At 44.7% G+C, this 16117-nt stretch carries 12 protein-coding genes and 1 pseudogene; 4 read left to right on the top strand and 9 right to left on the bottom strand.

The genetic code is table 11. The annotated features are described in order from the left end of the window. Positions 1 to 90 precede the first annotated feature (90 nt). Positions 91 to 597 carry a CIA30 family protein gene (locus ACUJFL_RS09900; protein ID WP_445427346.1) on the top strand — a complete coding sequence of 169 codons (507 nt, stop codon included), beginning with the start codon at positions 91 to 93 and terminating at the stop codon, positions 595 to 597. Positions 598 to 672: 75 nt separating this feature from the next. Here ACUJFL_RS09900 and ACUJFL_RS09895 read toward each other — a convergent pair whose 3' ends face one another. The 9 genes and pseudogenes from ACUJFL_RS09895 to gyrA all read right to left on the bottom strand — a co-directional run bounded on the left by ACUJFL_RS09895 (position 673) and on the right by gyrA (position 11342). Further along, a complete protein-coding gene (locus ACUJFL_RS09895; RefSeq protein ID WP_445427345.1) occupies positions 673 to 951 on the bottom strand; it encodes a hypothetical protein in 279 nt (92 codons plus the stop codon). A gap of 190 nt (positions 952 to 1141) precedes the next feature. Beyond that, positions 1142 to 1840 carry an orotidine-5'-phosphate decarboxylase gene (gene pyrF / locus ACUJFL_RS09890; RefSeq protein ID WP_445427344.1) on the bottom strand — a complete coding sequence of 233 codons (699 nt, stop codon included), beginning with the start codon at positions 1838 to 1840 and terminating at the stop codon, positions 1142 to 1144. A gap of 19 nt (positions 1841 to 1859) precedes the next feature. Next, positions 1860 to 2939 (bottom strand): N-acetylglucosaminyl transferase, encoded by a 1080-nt coding sequence (locus ACUJFL_RS09885; protein WP_445427343.1) that lies wholly within the window; start codon positions 2937 to 2939, stop codon positions 1860 to 1862. Positions 2940 to 3272: 333 nt separating this feature from the next. Continuing rightward, a pseudogene (gene ihfB / locus ACUJFL_RS09880) lies at positions 3273 to 3566 on the bottom strand (integration host factor subunit beta); the annotation flags it as partial. Between the two features lie 55 nt (positions 3567 to 3621). Then, a complete protein-coding gene (gene rpsA / locus ACUJFL_RS09875; RefSeq protein ID WP_226751685.1) occupies positions 3622 to 5304 on the bottom strand; it encodes a 30S ribosomal protein S1 in 1683 nt (560 codons plus the stop codon). A gap of 109 nt (positions 5305 to 5413) precedes the next feature. Beyond that, on the bottom strand, positions 5414 to 6106 hold the full coding sequence (cmk, locus tag ACUJFL_RS09870) for a (d)CMP kinase (RefSeq protein ID WP_236129639.1): 693 nt from the start codon (positions 6104 to 6106) through the stop codon (positions 5414 to 5416). 150 nt (positions 6107 to 6256) lie between these two features. Next, positions 6257 to 7537, bottom strand: a complete 1281-nt coding sequence (aroA, locus tag ACUJFL_RS09865) for a 3-phosphoshikimate 1-carboxyvinyltransferase (protein ID WP_445427342.1) — start codon at positions 7535 to 7537, stop codon at positions 6257 to 6259. Beyond that, on the bottom strand, positions 7534 to 8616 hold the full coding sequence (gene serC, locus ACUJFL_RS09860; RefSeq protein ID WP_445429075.1) for a 3-phosphoserine/phosphohydroxythreonine transaminase: 1083 nt from the start codon (positions 8614 to 8616) through the stop codon (positions 7534 to 7536). Before serC ends, aroA begins: the two co-directional genes overlap by 4 nt. A gap of 98 nt (positions 8617 to 8714) precedes the next feature. Next, positions 8715 to 11342, bottom strand: coding sequence for a DNA gyrase subunit A (gyrA, locus tag ACUJFL_RS09855; protein ID WP_226751598.1), 2628 nt, complete (start codon positions 11340 to 11342; stop codon positions 8715 to 8717). A 188-nt stretch (positions 11343 to 11530) separates the two neighbouring features. On the opposite strand from gyrA, the gene ubiG reads away from it, so the two are divergent. The 3 genes from ubiG to nrdB all read left to right on the top strand — a co-directional run bounded on the left by ubiG (position 11531) and on the right by nrdB (position 16114). Further along, positions 11531 to 12241 (top strand): bifunctional 2-polyprenyl-6-hydroxyphenol methylase/3-demethylubiquinol 3-O-methyltransferase UbiG, encoded by a 711-nt coding sequence (ubiG, locus tag ACUJFL_RS09850; RefSeq protein ID WP_445427341.1) that lies wholly within the window; start codon positions 11531 to 11533, stop codon positions 12239 to 12241. 344 nt (positions 12242 to 12585) lie between these two features. Beyond that, the gene (gene nrdA / locus ACUJFL_RS09845; RefSeq protein WP_226751600.1) at positions 12586 to 14877 is read left to right on the top strand and encodes a class 1a ribonucleoside-diphosphate reductase subunit alpha; all 2292 of its coding nucleotides are present in this window, start codon (positions 12586 to 12588) and stop codon (positions 14875 to 14877) included. A 106-nt stretch (positions 14878 to 14983) separates the two neighbouring features. Beyond that, positions 14984 to 16114, top strand: a complete 1131-nt coding sequence (gene nrdB, locus ACUJFL_RS09840; protein ID WP_226751601.1) for a class Ia ribonucleoside-diphosphate reductase subunit beta — start codon at positions 14984 to 14986, stop codon at positions 16112 to 16114. Positions 16115 to 16117: the final 3 nt, after the last annotated feature.

Here is a 16117-nt window from a genome sequence, read left to right as displayed (position 1 = left end):
AGTATTAACTATTCTTTAGCGATATGTGCTTTTGTCTTTAGTCAGGCTTTTGCGCAAACCACTTTAAACAATCAATCTGCGAGTGCTGCTATGTCAGAGCCAGTAACATTACAATTTTATAATCAACAACACTTCAATCAAGCGATGTTAATCCATGACACCGTTATGGGTGGTCGCTCTAAAGGAAATGCACGCTTAATGTCTGAAAATAACGGTGTGTTATTTGTTGGTGATTTATCTTTAGAAAACAATGGCGGTTTTGCCTCGATAGAATTTAATTTGGCGCAAGCCTTACCCAAGCAACGTTTTCAGCAAGTGGTATTAGCCACGGTTGCCGATGGCAGAACTTATCAGCTACGTTTAAAAACACCTTTTATTCCTCGCGGCGTGGCCTATGTAGCAGAGTTTAAAACAACGGCTGATGCACAGCGCTATGCTTTTAATCTTGCTGATTTTCAAGGGCGTTATCGCGGCCGAGCTTTAACCAATATGCCAGAACTTCACTTTAAAGATGTGCAGCAAGTCTCTTTAATGCTCGCAGATAAGAACCCTGGACCATTTCGAATTGAGTTGTATGATCTGCAATTTAACCAATAAAATAAAATTTTAAAATCAAGCAGTTACCGTTACTGCTCACTGAAAATTAATGGTAAAGGTATTGATATTAAAGGCTTATTTTTGTTTTGCTGCCCACTGTAAATGACGCTGTATAGCGTCGTCTGCAAGTAATAACTCTAAGGTATTAAAACGCTGCGCCAAAGTGATTTCATCATATTGTTTATGAATGGCTTTGTGACACAATCGGCACAAATAAACACCTTTCTGTAATTCTGCTTTGCTGTACTTTTTGTTAAAACGGCTACGCCGATGCATTTTACATGGAATAAGATGATGAAAGGTCAGTAACGTCTGTCGCTGACAAAGCTGACAATGTTTCACCGCCAAAAGCATAGTTAACTCCTCTCGCTTTAAACGTTAGCCTCACCCTACTCGACATTTTTTGCCCATTACTTAATGGCTAAGATATACATATTACGTTGAGTGCTTAGGATGTTTTACGCGGGAGGCGGTGTTTTAGCTCTGTGAAAATGCAGCTGCAATTTCACAGAGCTCACCAAATATCGAAGAAATCAGACTATACTTATGCCAGCTCTGCAATGATAGCCTGTAATGCAGCTAACGGATCTGCCGCTTTGGTGATGGGTCGACCAATCACCATGTAATCCACACCAACCGCTTTGGCTGCTGACGGTGTCATGACTCGGCGTTGATCATCAGCTGCGGAATTTGCTAAACGAATACCGGGAGTTACTAACTGAAATGCACTACCAAATTGTTGTTTTAACATACTGGCTTCTTGTGCCGAGCACACTACTCCATCTAACCCCGATTGTGCCGCTAAACCTGCCAATTTCATCACTTGCTCAGCCGGCGTTAAAGTGATGCCCAGTTCGGTTAAATCTTGTTGTTCCATGCTGGTTAACACCGTTACCGCAATTAATTTGGGGCTGTTGTCTCCAAAGCGTTGCAAAGCTTCTTGCGCTGCTTTCATCATACGACTGCCACCACTGGCATGCACATTAACCATCCAGACGCCAAGATCCGCGGCAGCACTCACCGCTTTGGCTACGGTGTTTGGAATATCATGAAATTTCAAATCAAGAAAAACGTCAAAGTGACGTTGTTGTAAGGCTTTGACAAATTGCGGCCCAAAATGAGTAAACATCTCTTTGCCGACTTTTAAACGACATAATGACGGATCAAGTTGGCTGACCAGCGCCAGAGCATCGGCTTGCTTTTCATAATCTAAAGCAACAATGACAGGAGACTTGCACGACATGAATTATCCTTTGAAAAAATTAACGGCCATCTACGCCGGCAATAGGCTCTACCGTTTCCCATTGCTGACATGAAGGACATAACCAATAAGGTTGACGAGTTTTAAAGCCACAGCTGCGACAGCTATAGAGGATCTTACTGGCAAGATAAGCATTCACCAGCTCTTCTACTGAGCTGAGTACCTCTGCCGCCTGAGCAGATTGCTGTTGCCGAATTTGTAACAATTTTTGAAATAAACGAATGTTCGGCTGTTGCCGTAATTTATCAAGCACATAATGCTCCGCAGCGGTAATTGAGCCATGTTCAGTTAACCAATCGCACAATAATAAACGCGCGCTGGTATTGTGATGCTTATCTGCAAGCAAGGTAAGCAACTGATACCACTCATCTTCATCTAAATGGCATTGGCTTAATTGCGGTAAAATATCCGCACTCCATTGTGGCTTTTGTTTCAAAATGCTCAGCAAAGCACCTTTAGCCATAGCCGCATCATGCTGAGTTAAGGCTAACTTTGCCAATTCAAAACGTGGACGAATAGCCTGAGGATAACGCTCGGCCAATTCCGCCAAGATAGTCAGATCCAGCGCAGCCCCTTTTAAACTTTCCGTATGCAAATTAGCCAGCGCAATGCGTAACGACTTAGACTGGGTATTGGCCACTTCAGTGGTTAATGCAACCGCTTTGCTTAACTCATGCGTCGCCATAAAAATACTGAATAGTTGCTTTAGCGAGGCTTCGCGTAATGCTTCGCTGTTAACTAACTGCAGTAATAAATGCTCTGCCCGATCATACAAACCCGCAGAGTAATAATCTTTAGCCAACTCAAATTGAATGTGTTGCGCTTGTACTTTAGGCAGTTTTAATTGGTGCAGTTTTTCGTGAATACGAATGGCTTTATCCCAATCACCTTTGCGACGGAATAAATTAGCTAATGCAAGGTAGGTGTCGATGGTTGCAGCTTCAATATCAAGCAGTTCAAGTAACTGCTCGATCGCTTTATCTTCTTGATCTGTTAATAGGAAATTTAAACCAGAAGATAGGTTTCGGGTAATATTTGCCCTACCCTTAAGCTCTTTGTGTTTGAGGCTATTTTGTCCCATAAACCAACCGTAAGCAACGGCGACGGGAAGCAAAAGAAATAGCAGCTCAGGCATAAGAATTAGGTGTTATCAGTTGATTTATTTAGCCAACGTTTTGTTTTTCGTTGCAGCGCAAATAACAAACTTAACAGCAGTCCGATTATTAGGCCTAAAACTAGAAAGATCACTGCGATATCAATTACTCGCAATGTTAGCTTAACAACCAACAAATTCAGTTCGGCAGTTTGCTGATTAGTTGAGCCTAGTAGAAAACCAAAAAGTACTACGGCTACAATAAATAAAATAAATAGTATTTTGCGCAACACTCAGCTCCGCTTAAGAAATAAAAAGCGCTTACGTGTTGTCTTTTACGCGGTCACGTAACTCTTTACCGGGTTTGAAATGAGGTACGTATTTGCCATCAAGTTCTACTTTGTCGCCTGTTTTTGGATTACGGCCTAAACGAGCGGCACGATAATGCAAAGAGAAACTGCCAAAGCCACGTATTTCAATACGCTCACTTGATGCTAAAGATTGTGCCATCTGTTCCAAAATTTCTTTCACAGACGCTTCTACATCTTTGACTTGAATATGGGGAAAATCAGTAGCTAACTTTTCAATCAATTCAGACTTGGTCATAGCCCCTCCGGCAAACCTGCGAGTAGAATAAGCAAGGGGCGAATGCCCCCTGCTTTATCAGCAATTAATCCTGCTTTTGAGCAGCTTTAAATGCTTCAGCCATAGCGTTACCACCGAAATCAGCTTCTTGTTGTTGCTTGCTGTTTACAGTGTCCATAGCTTCTTTTTCTTCAGCTTCGAATTTCGCTTTGATAGACAGGCTAATTACGCGGTTCTTACGATCCACACCCATCAAACGCGCTTCAATTTCTTCGCCAACTTTCAATACAGTTGATGCATCTTCAACACGGTCACGTGAAATATCAGATACACGAACATAACCTTCAACAGCGCCTTCTAACATAACAGTAGCGCCTTTCGCGTCAACGGCTGTAACTTCACCTTTAACGATAGCACCTTTTTTGTTATCAGCAAGGTAACCATTGAACGGATCTTCATCCAGTTGTTTGATACCTAAAGAAATACGCTCGCGCTCTGGGTCAACTTGTAACACAACAGCGTGTACTTCGTCGCCTTTCTTGAATTCACGAACCGCTTCTTCGCCAGTGGCGTTCCAGCTGATGTCTGATAAGTGAACCAGACCATCGATACCGCCGTCTAAACCGATGAAGATACCGAAGTCAGTGATTGACTTGATCTTACCGCTTACACGATCACCCTTGTTGAAGCCCTTAGCGAACTCTTCCCATGGGTTAGCTTTACACTGTTTCAAGCCTAAAGAAATACGACGACGTTCTTCGTCAATTTCTAGAACCATCACTTCCACTGAATCACCTAAGTTAACCACTTTAGATGGGTGGATGTTTTTGTTGGTCCAATCCATTTCTGAAACGTGAACTAAGCCTTCTACGCCTTCTTCGATTTCTACGAAACAGCCGTAATCTGTCAGGTTAGTTACACGACCCGTGATGCGAGCACCTTCTGGGTAACGTGAAGCGATAGCTGCCCACGGATCTTCGCCCATTTGCTTCAGGCCTAAAGAAACGCGTTGCTTCTCGCGGTCGAATTTCAGTACTTTTACTGGAATTTCGTCGCCAACGTTAACAATTTCGCTTGGGTGCTTAACGCGCTTCCATGCCATATCAGTGATATGCAGTAAGCCGTCTACGCCACCTAAGTCAACGAATGCACCGTAGTCAGTCAGGTTCTTAACGATACCTTTAACTTCCATGCCTTCTTCTAAATTCTCTAACAGCTGATCACGTTCTTGGCTGCTTTCAGATTCGATAACGGCACGACGTGAAACCACGACGTTGTTACGCTTCTGATCAAGCTTGATAACTTTGAATTCCAGCTCTTTGTTTTCTAAGTGCAGCGTGTCACGTACTGGACGTACGTCAACTAATGAACCAGGCAGGAACGCACGGATACCATCAACTTCAACTGTGAAGCCACCTTTAACTTTACCAGTGATAACACCGATAACCGTTTCTTTATCATCGCAAGCTTTTTCCAGGCGAACCCAGGCCTCATGGCGCTTAGCTTTTTCACGTGATAATAAGGTTTCACCGAAACCATCTTCAATAGCGTCTAATGCTACGTCGATGATGTCACCTACACTCACCTCGATCTCACCGCTCAAAGATTTGAACTGTTCAACCGGAATAGCTGCTTCTGATTTAAGACCGGCGTCAACCATAACAACGTCTTTCAGAACCGCTACAACAGTACCTTTAACGATGGCACCAGGACGAGTTTCGATAGTTTTGAGGCTTTCCTCAAACATTAGTGCAAAATTTTCAGTCATATTCACTTTTTCAGTTAAGTTCACCACGTCGCATCTTGCGTTGTGGGGTTGCTAAGTTTACCAATAACATCCTTATTACTGGCTGTCCAAAATGCGGCCTTGGCCTGGTTCAAACGCTTGTTAACGACAACTTACTGTTAACAAACTGCAGTACCTCTTGCAGCACCTGTTCAATGGGTTTATTGGTCGAATCCAGCATGTAGGCGTCAGCTGCCGGTTTTAAAGGCGCTGTAGCACGATTCATATCGCGCTCATCCCGAGCTTGGATTTCGTTCAAAAGGTCGCCGATGTTAACATCAAAGCCCTTTTCTTTCAACTCTAAATAACGACGCTGCGCCCGTTCTTCGGCGTCTGCAGTTAAAAATATTTTAACTTCTGCTTGTGGAAAAACGACGGTTCCCATGTCGCGACCATCCGCCACTAAGCCCGGCTCTTCAGCAAAAGCCCGTTGCCGGCGTAACAATGCTTCACGCACGGTAGGCAGTGAGGCAATTTTTGAAGCCATGTCAGCAACGTCTTGAGTTCGAATGGTTTGGCTGACATTTTCTCCTTCTAACGTCACGCGTGTGTTACCGTGTTCATCGCCACTGAATTGCACATCGAGATGCGCGGCTAAAGGTTGCAGTGCCGCCTCGTCGCTTGGATCAATTTGATGGTGCATAGCAGCTAACGCTAACACGCGGTATATGGCGCCGCTGTCGAGTAATTGCCATCCCAGGTGTTGCGCCAATAAACGGCTAATGGTTCCTTTACCTGAACCGCCTGGTCCGTCGATGGTAACGACTGGTGCTAATTGTGGCATCCTACCCCCTAAGTTAAAACGTCAATTCGGTGTTTCAAAACGCGGCTTATTATACAGCTTTTTATGACGATTGCTGGTTTAACTGCAATTTATAAAAACAAAAACGCGCAACCATTTTTGGTTACGCGTTTTTAGGTTAGATTAAGGGTTTTAATGGCTTAGCTTAGTGAATTCCGTAAAGTAGCTGGGAAAGGTTTTTGCAGTACAGTCCGGGTCTTCTATTGTAACGGCCGTATCACTTAGTGCCACTAGCGAAAAACACATTGCCACACGGTGATCATTATAGGTCGCAATACTGGCATGTTGCAGTTGTGCTGGCGGTATAATTTTTAAATAGTCTTCGCCTTCTTCCACCTCAGCACCTACTTTTCGCAATTCTGTTGCCATCGCGGTTAAGCGATCGGTTTCTTTAACCCGCCAATTATAAACATTACGGATTACGGTTGGGCCTTTGGCGAACAAGGCGGTGGTGGCAATCGTCATTGCTGCATCAGGGATAGCGTTGTAATCACGGTCAATGCCACGCAACTCATTACGCGTAACTGATATATAATCGTCACCCCAATCGACCATCGCGCCCATTTCAGCCAACGCATCGGCAAAGTGAATATCACCTTGCACAGCATGTTTACCAATTCCGGTGACCTTAACGGTGCCTCCTTTGATAGCCGCTGCGGCCAAAAAGTAAGATGCCGATGAAGCATCACCTTCAACTAACCACTGACCGGGTGACTGATAACACTGGTTACCCGTAACCAAAAAGCGCTTATAATCTTGGTTTTCTACTTCAATGCCAAACCGAGACATTAACGCTAAGGTAATATCAATGTAGGGTTTAGAGACTAATTCACCTTGGATCTCAATAACACTGTCACCCGCTAATAAAGGCGCGACCATCAGTACTGCCGTTAAAAACTGACTTGAGACACTGCCATCGATCAGGCAATGCCCGCCTTGCAATGGCTTACCACGAATACGCAATGGTGGATAATTAACGTCGCCTAAATAGTCGATATCCGCTTGCCACTGCACCAATGCATCCACCAAGTGGCCAATGGGGCGCTCGTACATTCTTGGCTCGCCGGTTAAGGTCACATCTACTTGGCAAGCAGCCAGTACCGCCGTGAGCGGACGCATTGCGGTGCCCGCATTACCCAGGAAAATCGATACGGGTTCAGCGTGAGAGAATACCCCACCATTACCGACCACAGTACAACGGGTGCGACAAGCAGATAATTGATACGAAATACCCAGAGCAGTTAACGCGCTAAGCATGTGCCGAACATCATCACTGTCGAGTAAGTTACTGATTTCGGTTGTACCTTTCGCTAAGGCTGCTAACAGCAGCACTCGGTTAGAAATACTTTTTGAACCGGGTAAATGCACTTCACCGGCGATATGCGCAATGGGGTTTAAGGTTAGCGTCTTCATCCGTTTACCTTTACAAAATCTTTCATAAAACTCACTAAAGCCTCAACACCTTCTTGTGGCATAGCGTTATATAAACTGGCGCGCATCCCACCCACCATTCGATGGCCCTTTAAAGCCAATAAACCTTGCTGCTCAGCTTGCTTTACAAAGCTGTCGTTTAATTGTTCATCAGCTAGGAAAAACGGTACATTCATCCAAGAGCGAAAGGCCGGATCAACATCATTGCGGTAAAAATCACTTTCATCGATGTAGCGATACAGTGTTTCGGCTTTACGTTGATTACGTTGAGCCATGGCCGCTAAACCACCTTGTTGTTTTAACCATTTGAACACTAAACCCGCTAAATACCAGGCGTAGGTGGGTGGTGTATTAAACATGCTGTCATTTTCAGCAGCGAGGCGATAATCCAAGATCGCTGGAATGGCGGCATCTTTTGCAGGTAACAGATCTTCACGCACAATCACCAGGGTTAAACCTGATGGGCCGATATTTTTCTGAGCGCCGGCATAAATAACGCCATAGCGCGCAATATCAATGGGCCGTGATAAAATGGTCGACGACATATCTGCAACAATCGGCACCTGGGTTTGTGGTAAATCGGTAAATTCTAAGCCATCCACCGTTTCATTGGGGCAGCAATGAACGTAAGCCGCATCTTCGTGTATCTGCCAGTCACTACTGGCAACCATACTACGTAATTGTGCAGCAGTTTTTTGCCGAATATCGTGCTCACGAACCGCGCCAAACTTTTTCGCTTCTTCTACTGCGGCTAATGACCAAGCACCTGACACGATATATTCAGCCGTTTTACCGTTGTGCAATAAATTCAGTGGCACTGCTGAAAACTGACCACGGCCGCCACCGTGCATAAATAAGACTTTGTAATTGTCGGGAATGGCTAACAGATCTCGGAGATCTTGCTCAGCTTGTGCGGCCAGTTGCATAAATACTTTACTGCGATGGCTCAATTCCATCACCGAACAACCCTGTCCTTGCCAGTTAATAAATTCCTGCTGTGCCTGTTGCATCACCGCTGTAGGTAACATGGCTGGGCCAGCACAAAAATTATAGGTGGTCATTGTCATATCTCGCTTCTTTGTTGGTTAATTTCAAACTGGCCTTGGTTATTTTTTATTCTAAAAACAAAACGAGCGCCAAAGCGCTCGTTTTAAGGGGGTTACTCTTCTTCGCCACTGGCATCTTGTGCTAATTGGCTGTCTTGTACTTCTGGCGTACGGCTTGCGCCTTCTTCGGTTACCGCTAAGATTTCATCCTCTTGGATCTCATCAATGCGTTCCACGCCAACCACTTTTTCACCTTCTTGAGTACGGATCAAGATAACACCTTGCGTATTACGGCCGACTTCAGAGACTTCTTTCACACGAGTACGTACCAAGGTGCCTTTGTTTGAAATCATCATGATTTCATCGCTTTCTGACACTTGCACAGCACCCACCACCAAGCCGTTACGCTCAGACACTTTAATCGATACCACGCCTTGTGTGGCGCGGCTCTTCGCTGGGTATTCGCTTAATGCTGTTCGCTTACCGTAGCCGTTCTCGGTAACTGTTAAGATGGGGTTATCGCCGTTCGGGATAATCAGTGAAACAACACTGCCCCCTTCACGTAAACGAATACCGCGCACACCGGTAGCCGTTCGGCCCATGCCGCGTACTTGATCTTCAGTAAAGCGTACCACTTTACCGTCATCAGAGAACAACATGATTTCGTTGCTACCGTCAGTGATCGCGACATCAATCAGGTGATCGCCTTCGTTTAGGTTAACCGCAATAATACCGTTGGCACGTGGACGCGAGTAATCCGTTAAGGCCGTTTTCTTCACGGTACCATTGGCCGTGGCCATAAACACATATTTGCCTTCTTCGTATTCACGTACCGGTAGAATGGCGTTAATACGCTCGCCTTCTTCCAGCGGTAATAAGTTGATAATCGGTTTACCACGCGCGGTACGGCTGGCCAGCGGTAATTGATAGACTTTCATCCAATACATCCGGCCACGATTCGAGAAACATAAAATCGTATCATGGGTACTGGCGACCAGCAGCTTATCAACAAAATCTTCGTCTTTAACCGTTGTTGCCGCTTTACCACGACCACCACGACGCTGCGCTTCATAATCGCTTAACGGTTGGTACTTGGCATAGCCAAGGTGCGATAAGGTCACCACAACATCTTCTTCGGTGATCAAATCTTCGATATTGATATCCAGCATATTATCCTGGATCTCAGTGCGTCGAGCATCGCCATACTGCGCTTTAATGGCTTCTAATTCTTCGCAAATTACTTCCATTAAACGTTCAGGGCTGGCCAAAATATGTAATAACTCGGCAATCAGTTCTAACAGATCTTTATATTCAGCTAAGATCTTTTCATGTTCCAGGCCGGTCAGCTTTTGTAAGCGTAAATCAAGAATGGCTTGAGCTTGCTGTTCAGTTAAGAAGTAAAAACCATCACGAATACCAAAATGTGCTTCTAACCACTCTGGTCGTGCGGCATCTTCACCAGCGCGCTCTAACATCGCCGTTACGCCACCGAGTTTCCAACCGCGCTCAACTAAACCGGCTTTCGCTTCGGCTGGGCTGGCAGAGGTTTTAATCAGTTCAATAATTTCATCGATGTTAGCCAGTGCAATGGCTAAACCTTCTAAGATATGGGCACGATCACGCGCTTTACGTAAGTCATAAACAGTCCGACGGGTAACCACTTCACGGCGATGCAGGATAAAGTATTCCAGCATCGGGATCAGCCCCAGTAACTTCGGCTGATTGTTGGCCAAGGCCACCATATTGATACCAAACACGGTTTGCATTTGGGTATTGGCATACAGCTGGTTTAACATGACGTCGCTTGATTCGCCACGTTTCAATTCAATAACGATACGCATACCGTCTTTGTCTGATTCGTCACGTAAAGCCGATATGCCTTCAATACGTTTTTCTTTAACTAATTCCGCAATTTTTTCAATTAAGCGTGCTTTGTTCACCTGATAAGGGATTTCGTGCACGATAATCGCTTCACGACCGGTTTTTTCATCGGTTTCGATAAAGGTTTTGGCACGAATATACACCTTGCCACGACCGGTACGGTAAGCTTCTTCAATGCCTTTACGGCCATTGATGATCGCAGACGTTGGGAAATCAGGACCGGGGATATATTGCATTAATTCATGCAATTCAATATTTGGGTTCGCAATTAACGCTAAACAGCCATCGATCACTTCGGTTAAGTTGTGTGGCGGGATATTGGTTGCCATACCCACAGCAATACCCGAAGAGCCGTTGATCAATAGATTAGGCACTTTGGTCGGCATAACCGCAGGGATCATTTCGGTGCCGTCATAGTTTGGCACGAAGTCTACGGTTTCTTTATCAAGGTCAGCTAGCAATTCGTGTGCAATACGCGCCATGCGAACTTCGGTGTAACGCATCGCCGCTGCAGAATCGCCGTCGATGGAACCAAAGTTACCCTGACCATCTACTAACATATAACGTAACGAGAATGGCTGAGCCATCCGGACGATCGTGTCGTATACCGCACTATCACCGTGTGGGTGATATTTACCGATAACATCGCCGACAACACGCGCCGATTTTTTATAGGCTTTGTTCCAATCGTTGCCCAATTCCTTCATTGCGAATAACACACGACGGTGTACTGGCTTCAAACCGTCCCGCACATCGGGTAAGGCGCGGCCTACAATGACGCTCATCGCGTAATCGAGGTAAGAATTTTTTAATTCTTCTTCGATATTAATCGGGACTATTTCTTTGGCCAGATCTGTCATAAAACGTTATTTTCCCTTAAATCAAATAGATAACTCGCTTTTTTTGATCTTCTACAGCGCGAGACAACGCGGGATTCTACCACAGAATCAGCGCCTTGCCATGCCTGTTTATGCCTTGTATAAAGATTGCTGTCTTTGCCATAACAGATCAAGGCCTTATAATGACAAAAAACAACAAGGTTAGCATTATGACAACGCATACTAATGTCGATCCCGCAGAGATCGCGAAATTCAATGATATCGCTGCCCGCTGGTGGGATCCAGAAGGTGAATTTAAGCCTTTACATCTGTTAAACCCGACGCGTTTAGGCTTTATTTGCGATCAAGTCGGTGGCATTTTTGAAACGAGAACACTTGATGTGGGCTGTGGCGGCGGTATTTTAGCGGAAAGCATGGCACGGGCCGGTGCTAACGTCACCGCAATTGATATGGCCAGCGAAAGTTTAAATGTGGCGCGTTTGCATGCTTTAGACAGCGCTCTGACGATTGATTATCAACAAAGCACGGCCGAAGCGTTTGCCGCAATGCACCCCGCTAAGTTTGATTTAGTCACTTGCATGGAAATGTTAGAGCATGTGCCTGAGCCCGCTTCAGTGGTTCAAGCCTGTGCCGATTTAGCTGCGCCTGGCGCCACTTTGATTTTTTCGACGATTAATAAAACGCCAAAAGCCTATTTAATGGCTATTTTAGGTGCAGAGCATTTATTACGGATCGTGCCTAAAGGGACGCATCAGTTTGATAAATTTATTCGCCCCTCTACACTGATGCGCTTTATCGAAGCGGCCGGCTTAGAGGTCGTGGATGCGACCGGTTTACACTTTAATCCGGTTTATAACAGCTTTAAAATTGGCCCTGGGTTAGACGTTAATTATTTTGTGGTGGCACGCAAACCCGCATAAGACAGCTAGCCGCCTAAACTAGGCGGCTTAATAACCAGATAAACTTAAAACGCTGCTTATTAGAACAAATGATTTTTTTACGCATTTTTAGCATAAAACACTTGCCTAAAATGCGTGATACCCGGCACACTGACTGTCAGGTTAGCAGCTACTTACTAGATTAAACATTCCGAAATTTTGCCGCATTTCCTCTCTTGCAAAAATCATTAATCCACTCTATCTTGTGATCGAATTTAGAAATACACCCATATGTTGTGTAATACAGCAGCAACACGGGTTTATTTTATCGCCGTGTTTTGCACACGCATCCCTTTATGATTAAAAAGAAACGGAATACTTCAGCAATGACTCAAACTCTTTTTGTGACCAAGCGCGATGGCCGCCGTGAACCCCTCGATTTAGATAAAATCCACCGAGTGATCACTTGGGCAGCCGAAGGTTTAGCTAACGTGTCGGTATCACAGGTAGAATTGAAATCGCATATCCAGTTTTATGATGGCATTAAATCTTCAGACATTCATGAAACCATTATTAAAGCAGCGGCTGACTTAATTTCGAAAGACACCCCTGATTATCAATATATGGCGGCGCGTTTAGCCGTGTTTCATCTGCGTAAAAAAGCTTACGGTCAATTTGAGCCACCACACCTTTATAAGCATGTGGTTAAGATGGTGGAAGCTAAACGTTATGATGCGCATATCCTGGCCGATTACAGCGAAGCAGAATTAGATCAACTTAATAGCTTTATTGATCACGGTCGTGATTTGAACTTCAGTTATGCTGCGGTGAAGCAATTAGAAGGTAAATATCTGGTGCAAAACCGGGTTACCGGTGAAATTTATGAAAGCGCGCAGTTTTTATATATTTTAGTCGCGGCCTGCTTGTTTGCGAATTATCCGAAGAGCCAACGCCTGGATTTTATTCGCCGTTTCTATGACGCCACCTCATTATTTAAAATTTCCTTGCCCACACCCATTATGTCTGGTGTGCGAACCCCAACCCGTCAATTTAGCTCATGCGTGTTAATTGAATGTGGCGATAGCTTAGACTCGATTAATGCGACTTCAAGCGCTATCGTCAAATACGTGAGTCAGCGCGCGGGTATCGGTATCAACGCCGGACGTATTCGCGCCTTAGGCAGTGCTATTCGTAATGGTGAAGCCTTTCATACTGGCTGTATCCCATTTTACAAGCATTTTCAAACTGCGGTTAAAAGCTGTTCACAAGGCGGGGTGCGTGGTGGCGCGGCAACTTTATTCTACCCGCTTTGGCATTTAGAAGTAGAATCATTGCTTGTTCTGAAAAACAACCGTGGGGTTGAAGAAAACCGCGTGCGTCATTTAGATTACGGTGTGCAGTTCAACCGCTTGATGTATACCCGTCTAATCAAAGACGACTACATCACTCTGTTTAGCCCATCGGATGTACCAGGCTTGTATGATGCTTTCTTTGAAGATCAAGAGCAGTTTGATGCTTTATATGTGAAGTACGAAGCCGACAGCAAAATTCGCAAAAAACGGATAAAAGCCATTGAACTGTTCACCTTGTTCATGCAAGAGCGTGCCAGTACCGGGCGTATCTACTTACAGAACGTCGATCACTGTAATACTCACAGCCCGTTTAATCCTAAGCTTGCGCCAGTGCGTCAAAGTAATCTCTGTTTAGAAATTGCCTTACCTACTAAGCCACTTGAGCATGTAAACGATCCTAATGGTGAAATTGCGCTGTGCACCTTATCTGCGTTTAACCTAGGGGCCATTACTGATTTATCTGAATTAGAAGAGTTGGCTGACCTAGCCGTACGTTCATTAGATAGTTTGTTAGATTATCAAGACTACCCTATCCCAGCGGCTTACTCGGCATCGATTGCCCGTCGTACTCTGGGTGTCGGTGTGATCAACTATGCCTATTATCTGGCAAAAAATGGCGTGAAATACTCTGACGGTTCCGCTAACGGTTTAACGCACCGCACCTTTGAAGCGATTCAATTTTACCTATTAAAAGCGTCAATGAAACTAGCGCAAGAGCGTGGTCCTTGTCCTAAGTTTAACGAGACCACTTATGCGCAAGGTATTTTACCAATTGATACCTATAAAAAAGATTTAGATAAAGTTTGCCAAGAACCCTTACATCTAGATTGGGAAACGCTGCGTAAAGATATTCAACAATATGGTTTACGTAACTCTACTTTATCGGCCTTAATGCCGTCAGAGACCTCTTCGCAGATCTCTAACGCCACCAATGGTATCGAGCCACCACGTGGCCATATCAGTGTTAAAGCCAGCAAAGACGGTATTTTAAAACAAGTTGTTCCAGAATATGAACGCTTAAAAGATCAGTACGAATTGCTTTGGGATATTCCGACTAACGATGGTTACTTAGCCTTAGTCGCGATCATGCAGAAGTTTATCGACCAAACCATTTCGGCGAACACCAACTATGATCCCGCTAAGTTTGTTGGCGGTAAAGTACCGATGAAAGTCTTACTGAAAGATCTGCTTAACGCCTACAAACTTGGGGTTAAAACCATGTACTACCACAATACTCGTGATGGTGCAGCAGACTTACAAGATGATATTAAAGCGGCCGCAGCAGAAGAAGATGATGGTTGTGCCGGCGGTGCTTGTAAAATTTAGTCAGTGTGGTGCTAGCCTGCTTGGCTAGCACCATAAATACAATCGTTTAGGGTGCTGTTTAACCCAATGATGTTTATCACTTTGTTTCTCAGGATTAGTAACTAACATGGCGTATACGACTTTTAACCGCAACATGAACGACCAAATGAAAGAACCGATGTTCTTTGGTAATTCTGTCAATGTTTCACGGTATGACCAGCAAAAGTATCCTATTTTTGAAAAGCTGATTGAAAAACAACTGAGCTTCTTCTGGCGGCCTGAAGAAATCGATGTCAGCAAGGATCGTATCGATTTTCAGCAGTTACCTGAACATGAAAAACATATCTTTTTAAGCAACTTAAAGTACCAAACGTTGCTGGACTCCGTGCAAGGTCGCTCACCTAACATCGCGCTATTACCTATCGTTTCAATCCCAGAGCTTGAAACCTGGATTGAAACCTGGGCATTTAGCGAAACCATCCACAGTCGCAGCTATACGCATATCGTGCGGAATATCTCGTCTGAGCCGCACAAAGTGTTCGACGACATTATGTTGAACCAGAAAATCTTAGAGCGTGCTGAAGATGTCTCACGTTACTACGATGAATTGATCGATGGTATTAACCTTTATCAACGCCATGGCGCTGGTACCCATGTGCTCAATGGTGAAACGGTCAGTATCACCCTGCGCGAACTGAAAAAACGGCTGTATCTGTGTTTGATGTCGGTTAACGTACTAGAAGCCATTCGGTTTTACGTTAGCTTTGCCTGTAGTTTTGCTTTTGCAGAACGCGAGCTGATGGAAGGCAACGCCAAAATTATCCGCTTAATTGCTCGTGATGAAGCACTGCATTTAACCGGAACACAGCATATGCTGAATATTATGGCCAGCGGTGATGACGACCCCGAAATGGCGGAGATCGCCAAAGAGTGCGAAGAAGAAGCGTATACCATTTTTATGCGCGCTGCCGAGCAAGAAAAAGATTGGGCGGCCTACCTATTTAAAGATGGCTCGATGATCGGCTTAAACAAAGACATCTTGTGTCAGTATGTGGAGTTTATTACCAACAGCCGGATGCAAGCGGTTGGTTTAAAAGCGCGCTTTAGCACCACGCAAAATCCGATCCCGTGGATCAATACTTGGTTAGTATCTGATAACGTACAAGTTGCACCACAAGAGTCAGAAATCAGCTCTTATTTGGTTGGCCAAATTGATAATGAAGTTGATAGTGGCTCATTTGGCGACTTTGATCTCTAAGCA

This window comes from Alishewanella sp. HL-SH05, from assembly GCF_052655985.1.
This window is presented reverse-complemented; position numbering and strand designations above follow the sequence as displayed.